General features: G+C 71.3%; 12 protein-coding genes and 1 pseudogene. 8 read left to right on the top strand and 5 right to left on the bottom strand.

The window, feature by feature from the left end; genetic code table 11:
- The first annotated feature begins 219 nt into the window (after positions 1-219).
- The 4 genes from QOM21_RS04655 (at position 220) to QOM21_RS04670 (ending at position 4,335) form a co-directional block, all read left to right on the top strand.
- Positions 220-1,623, top strand: a complete 1,404-nt coding sequence (locus QOM21_RS04655; protein WP_407548436.1) for an MFS transporter — start codon at positions 220-222, stop codon at positions 1,621-1,623.
- Positions 1,624-1,705: 82 nt separating this feature from the next.
- Positions 1,706-2,596 carry a hypothetical protein gene (locus QOM21_RS04660; RefSeq protein WP_407548437.1) on the top strand — a complete coding sequence of 297 codons (891 nt, stop codon included), beginning with the start codon at positions 1,706-1,708 and terminating at the stop codon, positions 2,594-2,596.
- Complete coding sequence (locus QOM21_RS04665) at positions 2,593-3,423, top strand: HpcH/HpaI aldolase/citrate lyase family protein (RefSeq protein WP_407548439.1); 831 nt, start codon at positions 2,593-2,595, stop codon at positions 3,421-3,423. The genes QOM21_RS04660 and QOM21_RS04665 overlap by 4 nt, the downstream gene beginning before the upstream one ends.
- Before the next feature lie 171 nt (positions 3,424-3,594).
- Positions 3,595-4,335, top strand: a complete 741-nt coding sequence (locus QOM21_RS04670) for a GntR family transcriptional regulator (RefSeq protein WP_407548441.1) — start codon at positions 3,595-3,597, stop codon at positions 4,333-4,335.
- 222 nt (positions 4,336-4,557) lie between these two features.
- Here QOM21_RS04670 and QOM21_RS04675 read toward each other — a convergent pair whose 3' ends face one another.
- The gene (locus QOM21_RS04675) at positions 4,558-5,298 is read right to left on the bottom strand and encodes a Clp protease N-terminal domain-containing protein (RefSeq protein WP_407548443.1); all 741 of its coding nucleotides are present in this window, start codon (positions 5,296-5,298) and stop codon (positions 4,558-4,560) included.
- A 162-nt stretch (positions 5,299-5,460) separates the two neighbouring features.
- Positions 5,461-6,291, bottom strand: a complete 831-nt coding sequence (locus tag QOM21_RS04680; protein WP_407548444.1) for a hypothetical protein — start codon at positions 6,289-6,291, stop codon at positions 5,461-5,463.
- 578 nt (positions 6,292-6,869) lie between these two features.
- On the opposite strand from QOM21_RS04680, the gene QOM21_RS04685 reads away from it, so the two are divergent.
- From QOM21_RS04685 to QOM21_RS04695, 3 genes and pseudogenes are all read left to right on the top strand, one after another.
- The gene (locus QOM21_RS04685) at positions 6,870-7,427 is read left to right on the top strand and encodes a hypothetical protein (protein WP_407548446.1); all 558 of its coding nucleotides are present in this window, start codon (positions 6,870-6,872) and stop codon (positions 7,425-7,427) included.
- Between the two features lie 155 nt (positions 7,428-7,582).
- The gene (locus QOM21_RS04690; RefSeq protein ID WP_407548448.1) at positions 7,583-8,236 is read left to right on the top strand and encodes a class F sortase; all 654 of its coding nucleotides are present in this window, start codon (positions 7,583-7,585) and stop codon (positions 8,234-8,236) included.
- A gap of 37 nt (positions 8,237-8,273) precedes the next feature.
- A pseudogene (locus tag QOM21_RS04695) lies at positions 8,274-9,125 on the top strand (bifunctional 5,10-methylenetetrahydrofolate dehydrogenase/5,10-methenyltetrahydrofolate cyclohydrolase).
- Between the two features lie 60 nt (positions 9,126-9,185).
- Here the strand turns inward: QOM21_RS04695 and QOM21_RS04700 are convergent.
- Together QOM21_RS04700 and QOM21_RS04705 are read right to left on the bottom strand one after the other, a co-directional pair.
- On the bottom strand, positions 9,186-9,416 hold the full coding sequence (locus QOM21_RS04700) for a hypothetical protein (protein WP_407548449.1): 231 nt from the start codon (positions 9,414-9,416) through the stop codon (positions 9,186-9,188).
- Positions 9,417-9,418: 2 nt separating this feature from the next.
- Positions 9,419-9,655, bottom strand: coding sequence for a DUF6400 family protein (locus QOM21_RS04705; protein WP_407548451.1), 237 nt, complete (start codon positions 9,653-9,655; stop codon positions 9,419-9,421).
- 322 nt (positions 9,656-9,977) lie between these two features.
- Here QOM21_RS04705 and QOM21_RS04710 point away from each other — a divergent pair, with 322 nt between their 5' ends.
- On the top strand, positions 9,978-10,532 hold the full coding sequence (locus QOM21_RS04710; RefSeq protein WP_407548453.1) for a hypothetical protein: 555 nt from the start codon (positions 9,978-9,980) through the stop codon (positions 10,530-10,532).
- Positions 10,533-11,112: 580 nt separating this feature from the next.
- Here QOM21_RS04710 and QOM21_RS04715 read toward each other — a convergent pair.
- Entirely contained in the window at positions 11,113-14,226 is a 3,114-nt protein-coding gene (locus tag QOM21_RS04715) for a non-ribosomal peptide synthetase (RefSeq protein ID WP_407548455.1), read from the bottom strand.
- Positions 14,227-14,780 lie beyond the last annotated feature (554 nt).

Raw genomic sequence — 14,780 nt, forward strand, 5'->3', positions numbered from 1 at the left:
GAAATCCAGTCGCCAGCAGAGAAATTCGGCGCACCCTTGACGGCAGAGTGAGGCGCACCACAGAATGCCGGTGCTTTGTACGTAGCAATACATCAAATGGCTTCATCAATGGCCCGCCAGGACGGCGGGCGGCCTGTGAGCGCCGCGGGACGCGTCGCCTCCGCACCCCTCACCCGATGAGCCGCCGCCCGTATGCCGGGACCCCTTGGAGGTAGGTCAGTGTCGACCCCGTCCCCCGCCCTCGCCGCACTGAGCAAAGCGCCCATCGGCCGTATGCACCGCAGGGTGCTGCTGACCGTGAGCGCGATGTTCCTGTTCGATCTCGCCGATCTCAACACGTTCGCCTACGCCGCCCCGGCGATCCGGGCCGCGCACCTGTTCACCGTGCACGACGTGGCCGTGGTGACCGCGATGAGCTTCGCGGGCATGGCGGTGGGCGCGGTCCTCGGCGGACGCGCCGCCGACCTGCGGGGCCGCCGGGCCGGCATGTCCGCCGCCGTCCTGATCTTCTCGGCCGCCTCACTGCTCAACGCCGTGGTCTCCACCCCCGGCCTGATGGCCGCGGCCCGCGCGCTGACCGGCTTCGGTCTCGGCGCGATGACCGCGGTGGCGATCTCGTACCTCTCCGAAGTCACCCCGGCCACCCACCGCGGCCGTTTCCAGGCCGTCGCGCTCGGTGTCGGCCTCGTCGGCATCCCGCTGGTCGCCTTCTCGGCCCGCGCGGTCACCGTCTCCCACCCCGCCGCATGGCGCTGGCTGTTCGTCGCGGGCGCGCTCGGCTTCCTGCTGCTCCCACTGGTCCGGCGGCTGCCGGAGTCGCCACGCTGGCTGCTCTCCCGGGGCCGGACCGAAGAGGCCGAGGAGACGGTCCGCCGCTTCGTTCCGGACTTCCGCCCGGAGGCCGCGCAGCCGCACGACGAGGTGCCCGCGGCGGAGCCTCTCCTGCCGCCGAAGGCCCGCTTCGCCGACCTCTTCGCGCCGGGCCAGCGACGCAACTCCCTTGTCATGATGGTCGTGTGGATCTTCGCGCTGACCGGCTTCTACGGTTTCGCCTCCTGGGTGCCGACCCTCCTGGCCGACCGCGGCCAGGACTTCGCCCGGTCCATGACGATGTCGGCGATCACCACGATCGGCGCGGTGCCCGGCGCCTTCCTCGCCGCGCCGTTCATCGACCGGTTCTCGCGCAAGCACCTCTCGGTCGTCCTCGGGCTTCTGGTCGCGGTGGTCGGCATCAGCTACGGGCTCAGCACGGGCACCGCGGCCGTCGTCGTCTTCGGTGTGCTGGTCGCCGCGCTCAGCCAGAGCTATATCGCCGTGCTGTACTCCTACACGCCCGAGTACTTCCCGACCGCCCTGCGGACCGCGGGTTCGGGGCTGGGCAACGGCGCCGGGCGCGCCGCGAACATCGTCGCCCCGCTGATCATCGCGGCCATCTACACCTCACCCGGGCTCGGTTACGTCGGCGTGTTCGCCTTCGTGGCCGGGGCCTGGCTCGTCGCCGCCCTCACCGTGGCATTCTTCGGCCTCGACACCCGCGACGCGGCACTGGAGGCACTGCACGCCCGCCCCGCGCAGGAGGAGGTGCCCACCCCGCCCACCACCCGCACCGCAGACGTCAGCTGACTCCAGGCCGGCGACCGGCCCGGCCGCCCGGAAGCCGGCCCCGCTCCCCCTCCCTTCCGCCCCTCGCACGACAGGAGCCGCCTTGTCCCCCGCCGACGCCTCCGCCGCCGACTTCAGCGTTCTCGAAGAGACCGCCCGTACCTGGCACCCGGCCGGCACCCACGCCACCGACGCGCTGGACCCGGCGCCGGTCGCGGCGCTCTCCGCCGTACTCGACCTGCCCGAGACGGTGGCCACGGCAGGCCGGCCGCTGCCGCCGCTGTGGCACTGGATGCACTTCCTGACCTGGCCGCGGCAGAGCGACCTGGGCCCGGACGGGCACGTGCGCGACGGGCACTTCCTGCCACCGCTTCCGGAGCGGCGGCGCATGTTCGCCGGCGGCCGACTGGAGATCCGTACGCCGCTGACCACCGGGCACCCGGCCGAGCAGTCCGGTCGCGTGGTGAAGGTGCAGGCGAAGAAGGGGCGCAGCGGCGGACTGCTGTTCGTCACCGTACGCAACGAGTTCAGCCAGGACGGCGAGCTGCGGGTGGCGGAGGAGCAGGACATCGTCTACCGCAGCGGCGGCGGCGCCCCGGTGCCGGCCGCCGTCACCCTGGCCCCCGCCGCCGAACCGCGGAGCGACGCACCCTGGCAGCTGCCGTGGACCGCCGATCCGGCCGTCCTCTTCCGCATCAGCGCGCTCACCGCGAACACCCACCGCATCCACTACGACGCCACCTACGTCACCGACGTCGAGGGGTATCCGGGGCTGGTCGTGCACGGCCCGCTGCTGGCGCTGATGATGCTGGAGGTGGTCCGCAGGCAGGCCCCCGAGCGCACCGTCCGCACGCTGTCCTACCGGCTGCACAAGCCGGCGTTCTGCCGGGAACAGCTGCTGGCCTGCGGCGAGCCGTCCGACGAGGGCGTTCGGCTGCGGATCACCGGGCCGCGCGAGAGCGAACACGCCACGGCGGAGGTGACCTTCGCATGAGCAGCGCCGACACGGACGCGTGGGCCACGACCCTGGCGGCCGCCCGCAGCCTGTTGTTCGTCCCCGGGCACCGTCCCGACCGCTACGACAAGGCGGTCGCCGCGGGTGCCGACGGCGTGATCATCGATCTGGAGGACGCGGTCGCCCCCGAGGCGAAGGACGCGGCCCGCGACGACGTGGCCGCGTGGCTGACCGAGGGCGGCCGGGCCGTGGTCCGGATCAACGCGCCCGGAACGCCGTGGTTCGAGGCCGACCTGGAGATGGCCGCCGCGCACGGCGTCCCCCTCATGCTGCCCAAGGCCGAGGACCCGGCCGTACCGGAGGCGGTCGCCCTGGAGACGCGCGGGCGGTCACCGGTGCTGGCGCTGATGGAGACCGCCGCCGGGGTCGAGAACGCCGCGTCGCTCTGCCGGGCACCGAACGTGCTGCGGGCCGCCTTCGGCAACGTCGACCTCTCGGCGCAGCTCGGCGTGGACCCCACCGATCATCAGGCGTTGGCGTACGCGCGCTCGCGGGTGGTGTGTGCCTCGGCAGCCGCCGGGCTCGTGCCGCCTCTGGACGGCGTCACGACCGACCTCGACGACACAGGCCCCTTGTCGGGGGACATCGCGCACGCCCGCCGGATGGGATTCACCGGAAAACTGTGCATCCACCCACGCCAACTGGACGCCGTGCACGAGGGGTTCGCGCCATCAAGCGCCGAGCGGGAGTGGGCGCGCCGGGTGCTGGGCGCCGGTGAAGCGGTCACCGTCGTCGACGGTCACATGGTGGACCGCCCGGTCCTGGAGCGGGCGCGCCGCATCCTGGAGGCCGCTGCGCGCGGCTGAGCCGACTCGGCGGACGGCTCGTGACCGCAAGGGCCGGGATGCCCCTCGCGGAACAGGCCGTCCGCCGGATCCGGACACGAAGGGCCGCCCCGCATCCCTGCGGGTGACCTGCTCCTTCGGGGGCGGATAGGCTGGCCGTCCTTCCCGGATGTGAACGGCGACGAGGATGTGATGGCCAACAAGCCGGCCCGTGGGCAGAGCGCGTACCAGCAGTTGGCGAACGATCTGCGCGCGGACCTCGCGGACGACCGCTACCCCGAAGGGGTGCGGCTGCCGACGGAGGCCGAGCTGGCCGAGACCTACCGGGTCAGCCGCCAGACCGTACGCCGTGCCTTCCACGACCTGGTCGCCGAGGGCCTGGTCTACCGGGTCCCGGGGCGCGGGACGTTCGCCGCCCCGCGCGACGGCCGCTACCTGCGCAAGTTCGGCTCGGTGGACGACCTGATGGGGCTGTCCATCGACACCACCATGCAGCTGACCGGCCCATTGCGGCGGCGCGTGGACATCGACGCCGCCGGGCGGCTGCGACTGGACAGCGACATGGTGCACACGCTCGCCTTCCGGCGGCTGCACGACGAGGTGCCGTTCTGTCACACCACGGTGTGGCTGCCGACGGACGTCGGCGAGACCCTGGCCTCCGTCGACCAGCTGACGGAAACGGGCGCGACCAGCACCTTCACCATCATCGGCCTTCTCGACGACCGGCTGGAGCAGCCCATCACCGGGGCCGAGCAGAGCATCACGGTCGCCCCGGCCCCGGACGTCGTCGCCGAGCAGCTGAAATGCGAGCCACAGCATCCGCTGCTGCGGATCGACCGCCTCTACACGACCTCCGAGGGCCGCCGCGTCGAGCTGGCGATCAGCTACTTCCTGCCCGAGCTGTACTCCTACCGCGTCCGGCTGACCCGCTGACCCCGGCACCGCCGCACGCGGTCGATCCCCCCAACCGCCTTGCCACCGAAGGACGGTGGGCAGCGTCCGGACCCGAGAGCGACAACGCCACCGCGAGCGGGAGCCCCGCGGCCCAGACACCACAGCCGTGAGACTCCCGCGAGCCCGGCGCCCAGGGTCTGCGCAGCCGGAACCATCATGCGCCCAGCCTTTCCCGCGGCATGACACCACGTCAGCCCGAGGTCACTCCGGCTCTTCCGCCGCAAGGGCCGCCGCGATCGCTTCGGAGATACGGTCCCCGGTCGCCGCCTTGTCGAGGCCGAGACCGGCGAGGACGCCCTCGCCCCCTTCGAGCTCCAGCAGCGCCAGCAGGACGTGCTCCGTGCCGACGTAGTTGTGCCCCATCCGCAGGGCCTCCCGGAACGTGAGCTCCAGCGCCTTGCGCGCCTGGGTGTCGTACGGGATGAGCTCGGGCACCGTCCCGGCCGCCGGCGGCAGCGTCTCCGTCACGGCCTCCCGCGCCGTCTCCAGGGGCACGCCCTGCGCGACCATCAACTTGGCGGCGAGCGCGTTCGGCTCGTTCAGCAGCCCCAGCACCAGGTGCGCCGGGCGGATCTCGTTGTCACCCGCCGCCCGGGCCTCGTCCTGCGCGGCCACCACGACGTTCCGCGCCCGTGGCGTGAACCGGCTGAAGCCCTGGCTCGGGTCGAGGTCCGAGGGGCCGCCGGGGTCCTTGGGGACAAACCGCTTCTGAGCTGCCTGCTTGGTCACGCCCATGCTCCGGCCGATCTCGGTCCAGGAGGCACCGGAGCGCCGCGCCTGATCGACGAAGTGGCCGATCAGATGGTCGGCGACGTCGCCGAGATGGTCCGCGGCGAGGACCGCGTCGGAGAGCTGGTCGAGGGCGTCGGGGTGGACCTTCTTGATCGCCTCGATCAGATCGTCGAGGCGCACCTGAGGGTTCATGGGAAGAGGATTCGTCATGCGTCAACCGTAGGTTGTCGATCCGCGGTCGTCAACCACGCGTTGACGCTATCCGTGGGTGAAGGGAGGATCCGACCCATGCCCCCTCCACCCCTCCCCCGCCTCCGTCCCTACGGTCGCCGCGCCGCAGGCACTACGGCTCCTGCCGGGCCCTGCGGTACATCAGGAGCTGAGGTGGTACTGGGTCCAAGGCTGGGGGGAGGCCGCGGCCTCCTCGTAAGGGGAAGCGATCGTGCCCCACGGAGCGAGGGCGTTGTCCCAGTCCGGGGCGAGCGCCACGTCCTGGACCGTCTCCCCCGCCGGCACCGTGCCCTGGTACCAGGCGGACTGCATCGCGTGCGCAGCGGGCGCCGCATTCCATGCCGCCGTCTGCTGGGCAGGGATGGCGTATTCGGCTTCGTGCATCTCACCGGGGCCGCGGCGATGACGTCCCGCGTGACCCTCATGACCGGGGAATCGGCCCTGGGCGGACAACTGCTGGGCGCGGCTGACCAAGCGGGTCAGGTCCAGGCCGAGTTCGGTGGCCAATTCACGCAGATCCACCCCGGTCTGCCAACTACCGATCAGCACCGCATCCATCGCCGCGGACCACCCCTGCTCCTGAGGGCTGCTCGCCGGCTCGCGCGGCGGAGCCGACTGCCGGGTCCCGGACGTCTGCGTAGGCGCGGCGGCGGCGGGCGGAACCTCGGAAGAGTAATCAGGCGTCTCGGGCATCTCCGGTTCCCGGATCAGCGCCGTCGGCCCCCCGGCCAGCAACTCCTCGGCAACGGCGCGGGCATCGTCCTTGCCCACCGTGCGCCGGGCGACCCGCACTTCCCGCTCGTTCAATCCGAAGAGGCCGGCCACCGCGCCGGCGCTGCCCACGGTCACCGCAAACGCCGCCAGCACCCGCGATCGGTCGGCCTGCGCCTCATCAAGCCTGGCCTGCGCCTCGCGCACCCGCTCGTCTCCCAGACAAAACGCTTCCGCCAGCACGGCGTTGCGGTCCCACAACTCTCTAGGCTCCATACCCGGACAACGTTTCAACAACGCGGTTGAACCGTTTTGGCGCAATAAAGCACCCCAAAGCACGCATACACCCACGAAATGACAATATCGTCACGGGTGCGTGCGCCGCCTCGGGGCGCTTCACGACTGAGGCGCCCAGGCTTACCGATCGAGCGCCTCGTGGAGCGCGCGACACACCCCGAGCTGCCGATCGTGTGACACCACGCCCGCCATTCGGCCCTATCCGCCGGCCGTTCCGGCGCCGCTCGGCGGCTCGCGCGTACCCCGGCGACGAACGGCGGGCCGACGGGCCGGCCATGTCGACGCCGTCGAACGTCCCGCACGCGCCGGTCCATCAGCGGCCCCTTTACCGCACAACGGCGCCGACACCGTGGAAGCGCGCGCCGCTCAACGGGTGATTATCGGCCCCTTATCCACCCGAAGAGCCCAGCGTGTCGCCCGAATGCGGCGTTCTCCGGTGGTGGCGCGCCGCGATCCGGCTGACGGTGATCACGCCGCACCTGCGATCCCGTGTGCCGATGACGCGTCGGCCTTCGCAGACGCAGCGAAAGGAAAATGCCCTCATGCGCACTGCTCGCACCCTGTTCGCCTCGGCCGCCATCACCGCGGCCTTCGCGATATCCGCTCCGGCCGCGTACGCCCTGACCACGGCCGAGGACCGGACCCCGGACAGCACGTCCTCTTCCAGCAGCGACCACGACAAGTCCGGGAAGGGCGATCACGACAAGTCCGGGAAGCACCACAAGGGCCACAAGCACGACCACGACAAGTCACGGGACGGCCGCAAGCCGCACGGCGGTATGCGCACCGGCGGCGGCGCCCTGGCCAAGTCGCTGACGCAGGACTGGGACCAGGACGACTACCCCTCCGGTGACGACCGCGAAGAGGGCTGGAAGGGCGACCGCGAGGGCGGTTGGAAGGGCGACCACGACAAGTGGAAGGGCGAGCACAACAAGTCGTGGGAGGGCAAGAAGCCGCGCGGTGGCGTCCACACCGGTGGCGGCGCCCTGGCCATGTCCGGTAGCGGCCTGGCCGCCGGCTCGGTGCTGCTGATCGGTGGACTCGGCGCCGGCGCGTACATGCTGCGCCGCCGCAACGCGTCAGGTGCCGCGGCGGCCTGATCGGGCCGCATCCGCCACAGGTCGCTGCGCTGTCGCGGCCACCGTCCGGCCGGGCGGTGGCCGCGGCGATGCGCTTCCCGTCACCGGCCCCGGCCTGCGGCCCGCAGGCGACGGCGCCCGGACGCCGCACCGCTCCGTTCACGAAAGGCCCGTTCATGTCCGCGCAGCAGAACTCCCCCCGGACCACGACAGCCCATCGTCCGCCCGGCCGTTCCCTGATGTGGCCCGCCGTGGCCGTCGGACTGGGCGCCCTCCTCGTCTACAACTCGTTCGAGACCACCGCGGACCCCAAGCCGCAGTCCCGGCCCCCGGCGGTCGCCTCGGCCACCCCCGGGCCGACGCTGCCGCGCTCCGCGCCCACGCGGCTCTCGATTCCGGAGATCGCGGTCGACGCGCCGTTCACTCCGCTGGCCATCGAGGAGTCGGGCCAACTCGCGGCGCCTCCGTCGGACAACAACAACCTGGTCGGCTGGTTCGAGGACGGTGCGTCGCCCGGCGAGCGGGGCGCCTCCATCGTCGCGGGCCACGTCGACACCAAGACCGGTCCCGCGGTCTTCCTCCAGCTCAGCATGCTCAAGCCCGGCAGTACGGTGGACATCGCCCGGGAGGACGGCACCGTCGCGACGTTCAAGGTCGACACTGTGGAGACCTTCAGCAAGGCCGACTTCCCCAACGACCGGGTCTACGCCGACACGCCGTCCGCGCAACTGCGCCTGATCACCTGCGGTGGGGCCTACGACCGCAAGGCCAAGGACTACGCCGACAACGTGGTCGTCTTCGCCCACCTCGCGTCGTCCAAGGACGCCTGAATCCATAGGCGTTGAGCACGGCGGGCCCAAGATCCTCATGGACGGCAGCGATCTCGCGCGCCGTATGGTCGAGCACGCCGCCGAGCGTGCGGCGGAGATCTCCCGGCGGACCGGGCAACGCCCGTGCCTGGCCACAGTGTTGGTGGGTGTCGACCCGGCCTCGGTGACCTACGTCCGGATGAAGCGGAACCGCTGCGAGCGCGCCGGGCTACGATCCCGGCATGTCGCACTGCCCGCCTCGGTCACCCAGGCCGAACTCAGCGGCACCATTGCCTCGTTGTCGCAGGATCCCGAGGTGCACGGCATCCTGCTCCAGCATCCGGTCGGCCCGCACCTCGACGAGCGCGCGGCGTTCGAGGCCATCGCCCCGGAGAAGGACGTCGACGGTGTCACCACCCACTCGTTCGCCGCGATGAGCTTCGGCCTGGACGGCTTCGCCTCGTGCACACCCGGCGGCATCATGCGGCTGCTGGAGCACTACGACGTCGATCCGGCCGGCGTGCCGTCGTGGTCGGCCGCAGCGCGATCCTGGGGAAGCCGGTCGGGATGCTGCTGCTCGCCCGCGACGCCACGGTGACCTACAGCTCCCGCACCACGGATCTCCCCTCTGTCACCAGGGAGGCCGATGTATTGATCGTCGCGGTCGGCCGGCCGCGGTTCCTGCGCGGTGACCACATCAGGCCCGGTGCGGTAGTGATCGATGCCGGGTATCACCCCGGCAATGTCGGGGACGTCGACTTCGACAGTGCGCAGCGTCGCGCCGGTCTCCTCACCCCCGTGCCCGGCGGTGGGCCTCATGGCCATCGCCACCCGGCTCACCCAGACCGTCGAGGCGGCGGCCCGGCAGCTGGGCGTCGCCGGAGCGGAGGCGTTCACCCGGGCCGGGTGATGCCGTTCAACTCTCAACCCGGGGAGAGGGGTTATGTCGGGCCGCTGTGCCCGGCCGCGATCAGCTCGACGACCGGCCGGCCGCACCGAAGCCCGACTGCCAGGCCCACAGGTGCGTGCAGTTGGGGCATTGCAGGTGCAGCGTGCTGCCCTTGTTCGTCAGGAGGTAGCGCCAGTGATCGCCGCAGGTGCGGCCGTCCAGGCAGGTCGCGCAGTCCTGATGATCCTCGCACCGGGGGCAGGGCACCCAGGCCCGGCGGCCGATGTCGGCGGTGGGATCGAGCGGCAGCACGGTCAGTCCCGCCCGGACGCCGGCAGGACTCCGGCGGCGACCAGCATGTCGTAGGTGGCCTGCTGCTCCGCGTCGAGGCCGGAGTAGAGGAGTCGGTTGGCCTCGTCCTCGGACTCCATCACCGCGAGCGGGTCCCAGCTGTCCCCCAGCGCCGCCACCACTTCGGTTCGGCGCCTGGACTCGTGGTCGGCCAGATCGAACTCAAATATGTGCTGGTCAGAGGCATTGCGGTCGGTCATGGTGCGCTTCCCGTGCACGTGCGGATGATGCGAACGTGTCTACCAAGGGGCGCGGGCTTGAGGAAGCGTCAGGCAACGAGGGGCGGCCGCCAGGCCACTGCGGCTTCGTTGCGTGACGACATGAATCGCATTAAATCGGCTGAAAAGGGAGCGTCGGAACTGCACTTTTGTGTATTTTGCACCATTTTAGTCCGCCATTGGCGGTGTGACGCAATTCATCCGGCGCCAAAGGCTTGATCCAATGACGGTTCGGCGACCTTGTTGACGCACCCCGTCGGCCAGGCCACTCTCGGAGCCCTCATCCTTCTTCCAGGAGGTCCTCATGCTCCGACGTACGGCCGCGACCGCCTTCGGCGTTGTCATGCTCGCGGCGGGTTCTCTCATGGGCGCCGCCCCCACCTCGTACGCCGCCTCCCCCGCCTCCGACGCCACCCGCGGCTCCGGTCAGCCCGATGCCGGCCTGCTCGCCAAGCTCACCCACGCGCAGGCCACCGGGAAGTTCCGCACCGCCGGCATCACCTGGTCCTCCAGCGGCGGCTGCTCGGACCGGAACAACTCCACCTGCACCTCGTTCGACCAGATCAACTCGGCCACGGTGGACGGGGTGATCACCCTCAGGGGCGCCACCGGCTGCGCGATCAACCTCACCGGAGGCACCGAAACCGGCCATGCCGACGGCACCTACAGCCACTGGAACGGCTACAAGGTCGACTTCAGCCTCTCCACCTGCCTGACCAAGTACATCACCGGGACGTTCTCCTCCATCGGCGGTTCCAAGTGGAAGTCGGCCAGTGGGAACGTCTACTACAAGGAGGGTGATCACTGGGACGTCACGTACTACAACTGCGGGGGCTGCGTGGCGGGCGTGCGGCAGTAGCGCGGCGGGGGGACGGCCACAAGCGGGTGGCAGGAGCGGGCGGACAACCGGAGGGGGCCGGTCACGGCGTCGGCCCGCTCTTGCCGCCTCTGCGGGGCCACCCACAGCCAAGGGCTCATTTCCCCCGCTCCGGAGGGAGTTGCCCCGGAGACCGCGGATGAGGTGAAAGAGCGGGAACCCTGAGAAACGGAGCCCGCTGAGGGAGTTCCTGGGGGCGTCGGTGTCGTCACGGTGGGTGAACCACACCGTGCAGAGCAAAGGGTGAACCGACCGGTGCAAGTCCAGGAGCGGCTTGCGGATCGTGGGCGGCAGGCTCGTCTCTTCAGCGCGCAGGAGCGCGGACGGAGGGCTTGGCCGCGAAGCCCCATCGCCCGCTCGCCGTCAGGCGGAGAGTTGTGCTTCCAGAGGGTCTACGTGGACGATCCCGGCAACGCGGCCGGGCCCCTCCGAGGATGCGTGCCTGGGGCTCCTCCCAGAGGTAGCCGGGAGGAGCGTCGCGGACCAGGCGGGACTCTGCGGACACGCGCCGGCGCCATGGGGCAACCGGCATGCCGCCGTACCGGATGCCGACGGCGTGGAGCTACGCGCGGGTCAGCCGGGTCCGCTCCCTCGGGGCGGCCCGCTGGGCGCCGAGGAGGAGGCCGCTGCGTCGGAGGCAGGAGAGGTAGCCGTCGAGCAGCTTGTCGTCGACGGGCGGGCACGAGTCCCGCCAGGCCGGCCAGACCTGGTCGGTGCGGGTGCGCCCGACTTCGGGGAAGACGGTGTCGAAGTACATCTCCTTGACGCTGTGCTCGGCCTGGTTCGCCGGCGTGACGAAGAGCGGCACGAACGGCGCGATGGGGGCTTCGGGGTTGCGGCGCACATGACCGACGAGAGCGGCGGTCCACTCCTCGTAGCTGACGTCCTCGACGGCGTACCCGGCCGCACGCATGCGGTCGACCATGTCGCTGAGCAGCGCAGGCCGGGGGTTGGTCAGATGGACCACTCCCCCGAGATGCGGGAGCCGGGTGGCGATGCCGACGATCGCGTCGGTGACGGTGTCGACGGGCACGAGGTCGAGGGGCAGCGGGACGGCGGGGGCCGACCCCATGTGTGCGATGGCGTCGAAGACCGCGCAGATGGCGCTGGAGGTGTTCCAGGCGCCGGTGCGGCTGTGGCCGGTGATCTCGTAGGGCCGGTGGATGGTGACCGGCAGCCCCGCCGCCGCCGCGTGGCCGAGCATGCGCTCGGCCACCCACTTGGATTCCGGGTAGCCCATGCTGATCAGCTCGGGATGGCTGAGCGGAGTGCTCTCGTCGACATACCGGATGCCCCCGGCGCCGCTTCCTGAGAGCACCGCGGTGGTCGAGACGTAGTGGACGGGAATCCGTCTCCCTGCCGCCAAGTGGAGGAGGGAGCGGACGGCCGCCACGTTCGCCTCCCTCAACTGGTGGTACGGGTAAAGGAAGTTGACGTGGGCGGCGTTGTGCACGATCAGGTCGACCGCGTCCGCCAAGCCGTCGAGGACACCGGGAGCCATCCCCAGCCCGGGGCGGCCGAGTTCGGCGGGCAGCGGGCGGACCCGCCCGGGTTCACCGAGACGGAGACCGAACCGCTGCATCGTGGCGTGGATCCGCCGCATCGCCTGCGGGCGGTCTGCGGCGCGCACCGGGCAGTGGATGGTGGCGTCGGTGTCCCGCAGCAGCCGTTCGAGCAGGAACGCGCCGACGAAGCCGGTGGCTCCGGTGAGCAGGATGTGGCGGGCCCGGGTGGGCTGCGGAGCGGCGGACCGACCGGTGCCGACGTTCAGCTCGATGCGGGCCTCGGCTTCGAAGTCCGGCTGCGCCCGGTCGTCCGGCCCCGACGGCGGGGTGCGGGTCGCCGCGCGGTACGCGGACAGCGCCGGTGCCGCCAGCAGGCGTTGCAGCAGCGGCGCGAAGTCCTCGGCGGTCAGGCCGAGGGCGGCGATGGTGCGGGTGACGGCCTGGGCCGCGAGGAGGGAGTTGCCTCCCTCGGCGAAGAAGTCCGTGCTGTCGGACACCGGTGTGCCGAGCACCTCCGCCCAGATCTCCGCGACCGGGTCGCCCGGCCGGTCGGGTGCCGGTCGCGCCGCGCCGTGTGCCGCGGGCGGGGCGGTCGCCCGGTCCCGCAGCACCGCGTAGTCCGTCTTGCCGTTGCCGGTGAGCGGCATCCGTTCCAGCGGGGTGATGGGGGCGGGTATCGCGTGCACGGGCAGCCGGCTCGCCAGGTGATCGCGGAGTTCTTCGGACCGCACCGGCCGGGTGGCGTCGGCAGAGGTGACGAAGGCGCTGAGCCCTTTGCCTATGCCGTCGTTCCCCCGGACGATCACCGCGGCGTCGGCCACGCCGGGGTGCGTACGCAACAGGGCCTCCACGGCGTCGAGTTCGACGCGGAAGCCGCGGACCTTGACCTGCCGGTCCACCCGGCCGCGGAATTCCAGCAGCCCGTCGCTGCCCCGGCGGGCCAGGTCACCGCTGCGGTAGAGACGTACGCGTTCGCCGGCACTCGTGCGCAGTGTGAAGAAGGCGCGGGCGGTCTCCTCGGGCCGGTTGAGATAGCCAAGGGCCAGGCCCTCCCCGCCGATGCAGATCTCGCCCTCCTCCCCCGGGCCCGCCGGGCTGCCGTCGGCCCGCAGCAGGTGGCAGCTGCTGGCGGCCACCTGCCATCCGATCGGCACCGAGGAGGCGTCGGGCGTCAGATGGCCGACGTCGTAGGCGCTCACCATGATGCCGCCCTCGGTCGGGCCGTACCCGTTGATGAGATGCCGCGGCCGCCCCGCCGCGCATACCGCCGCCACCAGCCCCGGGTCCATGGCCTCACCGCCTACCAGCACCATGTCCAGGGAGCCGAAGACCGCGGCCTTGGTCCGCGCCGAGTGGTGGAACAGGCTGGTGGTCATGAAGGCGTGCGTGATGCGTTCGGCGCGGAGCAGGGAGCTCAGCGCCTCCGTATCCAGGAGTACGTCCCTGTCCGCCACGACGAGGCAGCCGCCGTTGAGCAGGGTGGCCCACATCTCGAAGAGGGAGCCGTCGAAGGAGAGGCCGAAGGTCTGCAGTACGCGCTTCCCGGAGCCGGGGCACCAGGGGGCTCCGCCCTCGGCCAGTCGCGCCACGGCGCGGTGCGGGAACGCCACCGGCTTGGGGCGTCCAGTGGTGCCGGAGGTGAAGAGCACATAGGCGCAGTTCTCCGCCGAACGTTCCGTGAAGGACGCGAAATCCGGGTCGTGATCCTCGGTGGGCCGCGTCTGCAGCAGTGCGTCGAAGTCGTCCCAGCACGCCTGCTCGCCGCCCGCCGCCGCCACCGGCTCGTGGCCCGGCAGTGCGATGGCCAGTCGCACACCGGCATCGGTGAGCATCTCTGCGGCACGGGCCGACGGGTACTGCGCGTCCACGGGGACACACACCGCGCCGGCCCGCAGGATGCCGGCGATGGCGACCGTCGCCTCCCAGGAGCGCGTGCCGAGGACCGCTACGGCGTCCCCAGGGCGTATGGAACGGCTCAGGAGGGCTTGGGATATGGACCGTGACCAGTCGTCAAGCTCTTGATACGAATAGGTTCTGCCGCCGTCCTGCACCGCCGGAGCGTCGGGTCCGCGCACCACCTGCCGGGCCAGCAGACCGGGAAGCGAAGCACTCCGTGGGGTAACAGAAGCGGCGTCCTGTCGGCTCTCGCGGGGGTGTGTACTCGTATGCATGGTCGCTCCACAGAGGTCGGCCTGGGGCATGGGGGTGCGTCAGGGCGCGAGGGGATTGGAGGGGGGTCGGGCGCTGAGAGCGTCTCCCCGTCCCGGTGCACGGGCCGTGGGGGGGTCGGTGCGTGCCGATCAGTGGCCGCGCGGGGGGCGCGGCCTGTGGCTGGGGGCGGTGGTTCAGGAGGAGACGGCGGACGGGATCAGCGCGGTCCGGCGGTCCATCGGCGAAGCCGACATGCCCGGGCATCGCCGGGGTGCGTCGCCCTTGCCCGGCATAACCCTTCACCCGAACCGGCGCTGCGTGCGCTGAATCGATGGGCGGCGTACTCCGGGTGCTGTTGGACCGTCAAGGAACTCGACGCCTTCCCGTGTGGGGGCCGGTGAGGATGCCCGCCACACACGCCCTTCTGTAGTCCTGAGCATCATTGCCCACATCAGCATCAGTTGAAGACAGGACTTGGACGTGCTGAAGACCACACCATGAGGGCTTGGCCAACGTTCCGCCTCGCCGGCTGTCGGAAACTCGCCCCCGTACACGCGAACAGGGGCACCACAGC

This window comes from Streptomyces sp. Pv4-95, assembly GCF_045782725.1.
In the GTDB taxonomy this organism is placed as follows: domain Bacteria; phylum Actinomycetota; class Actinomycetes; order Streptomycetales; family Streptomycetaceae; genus Streptomyces.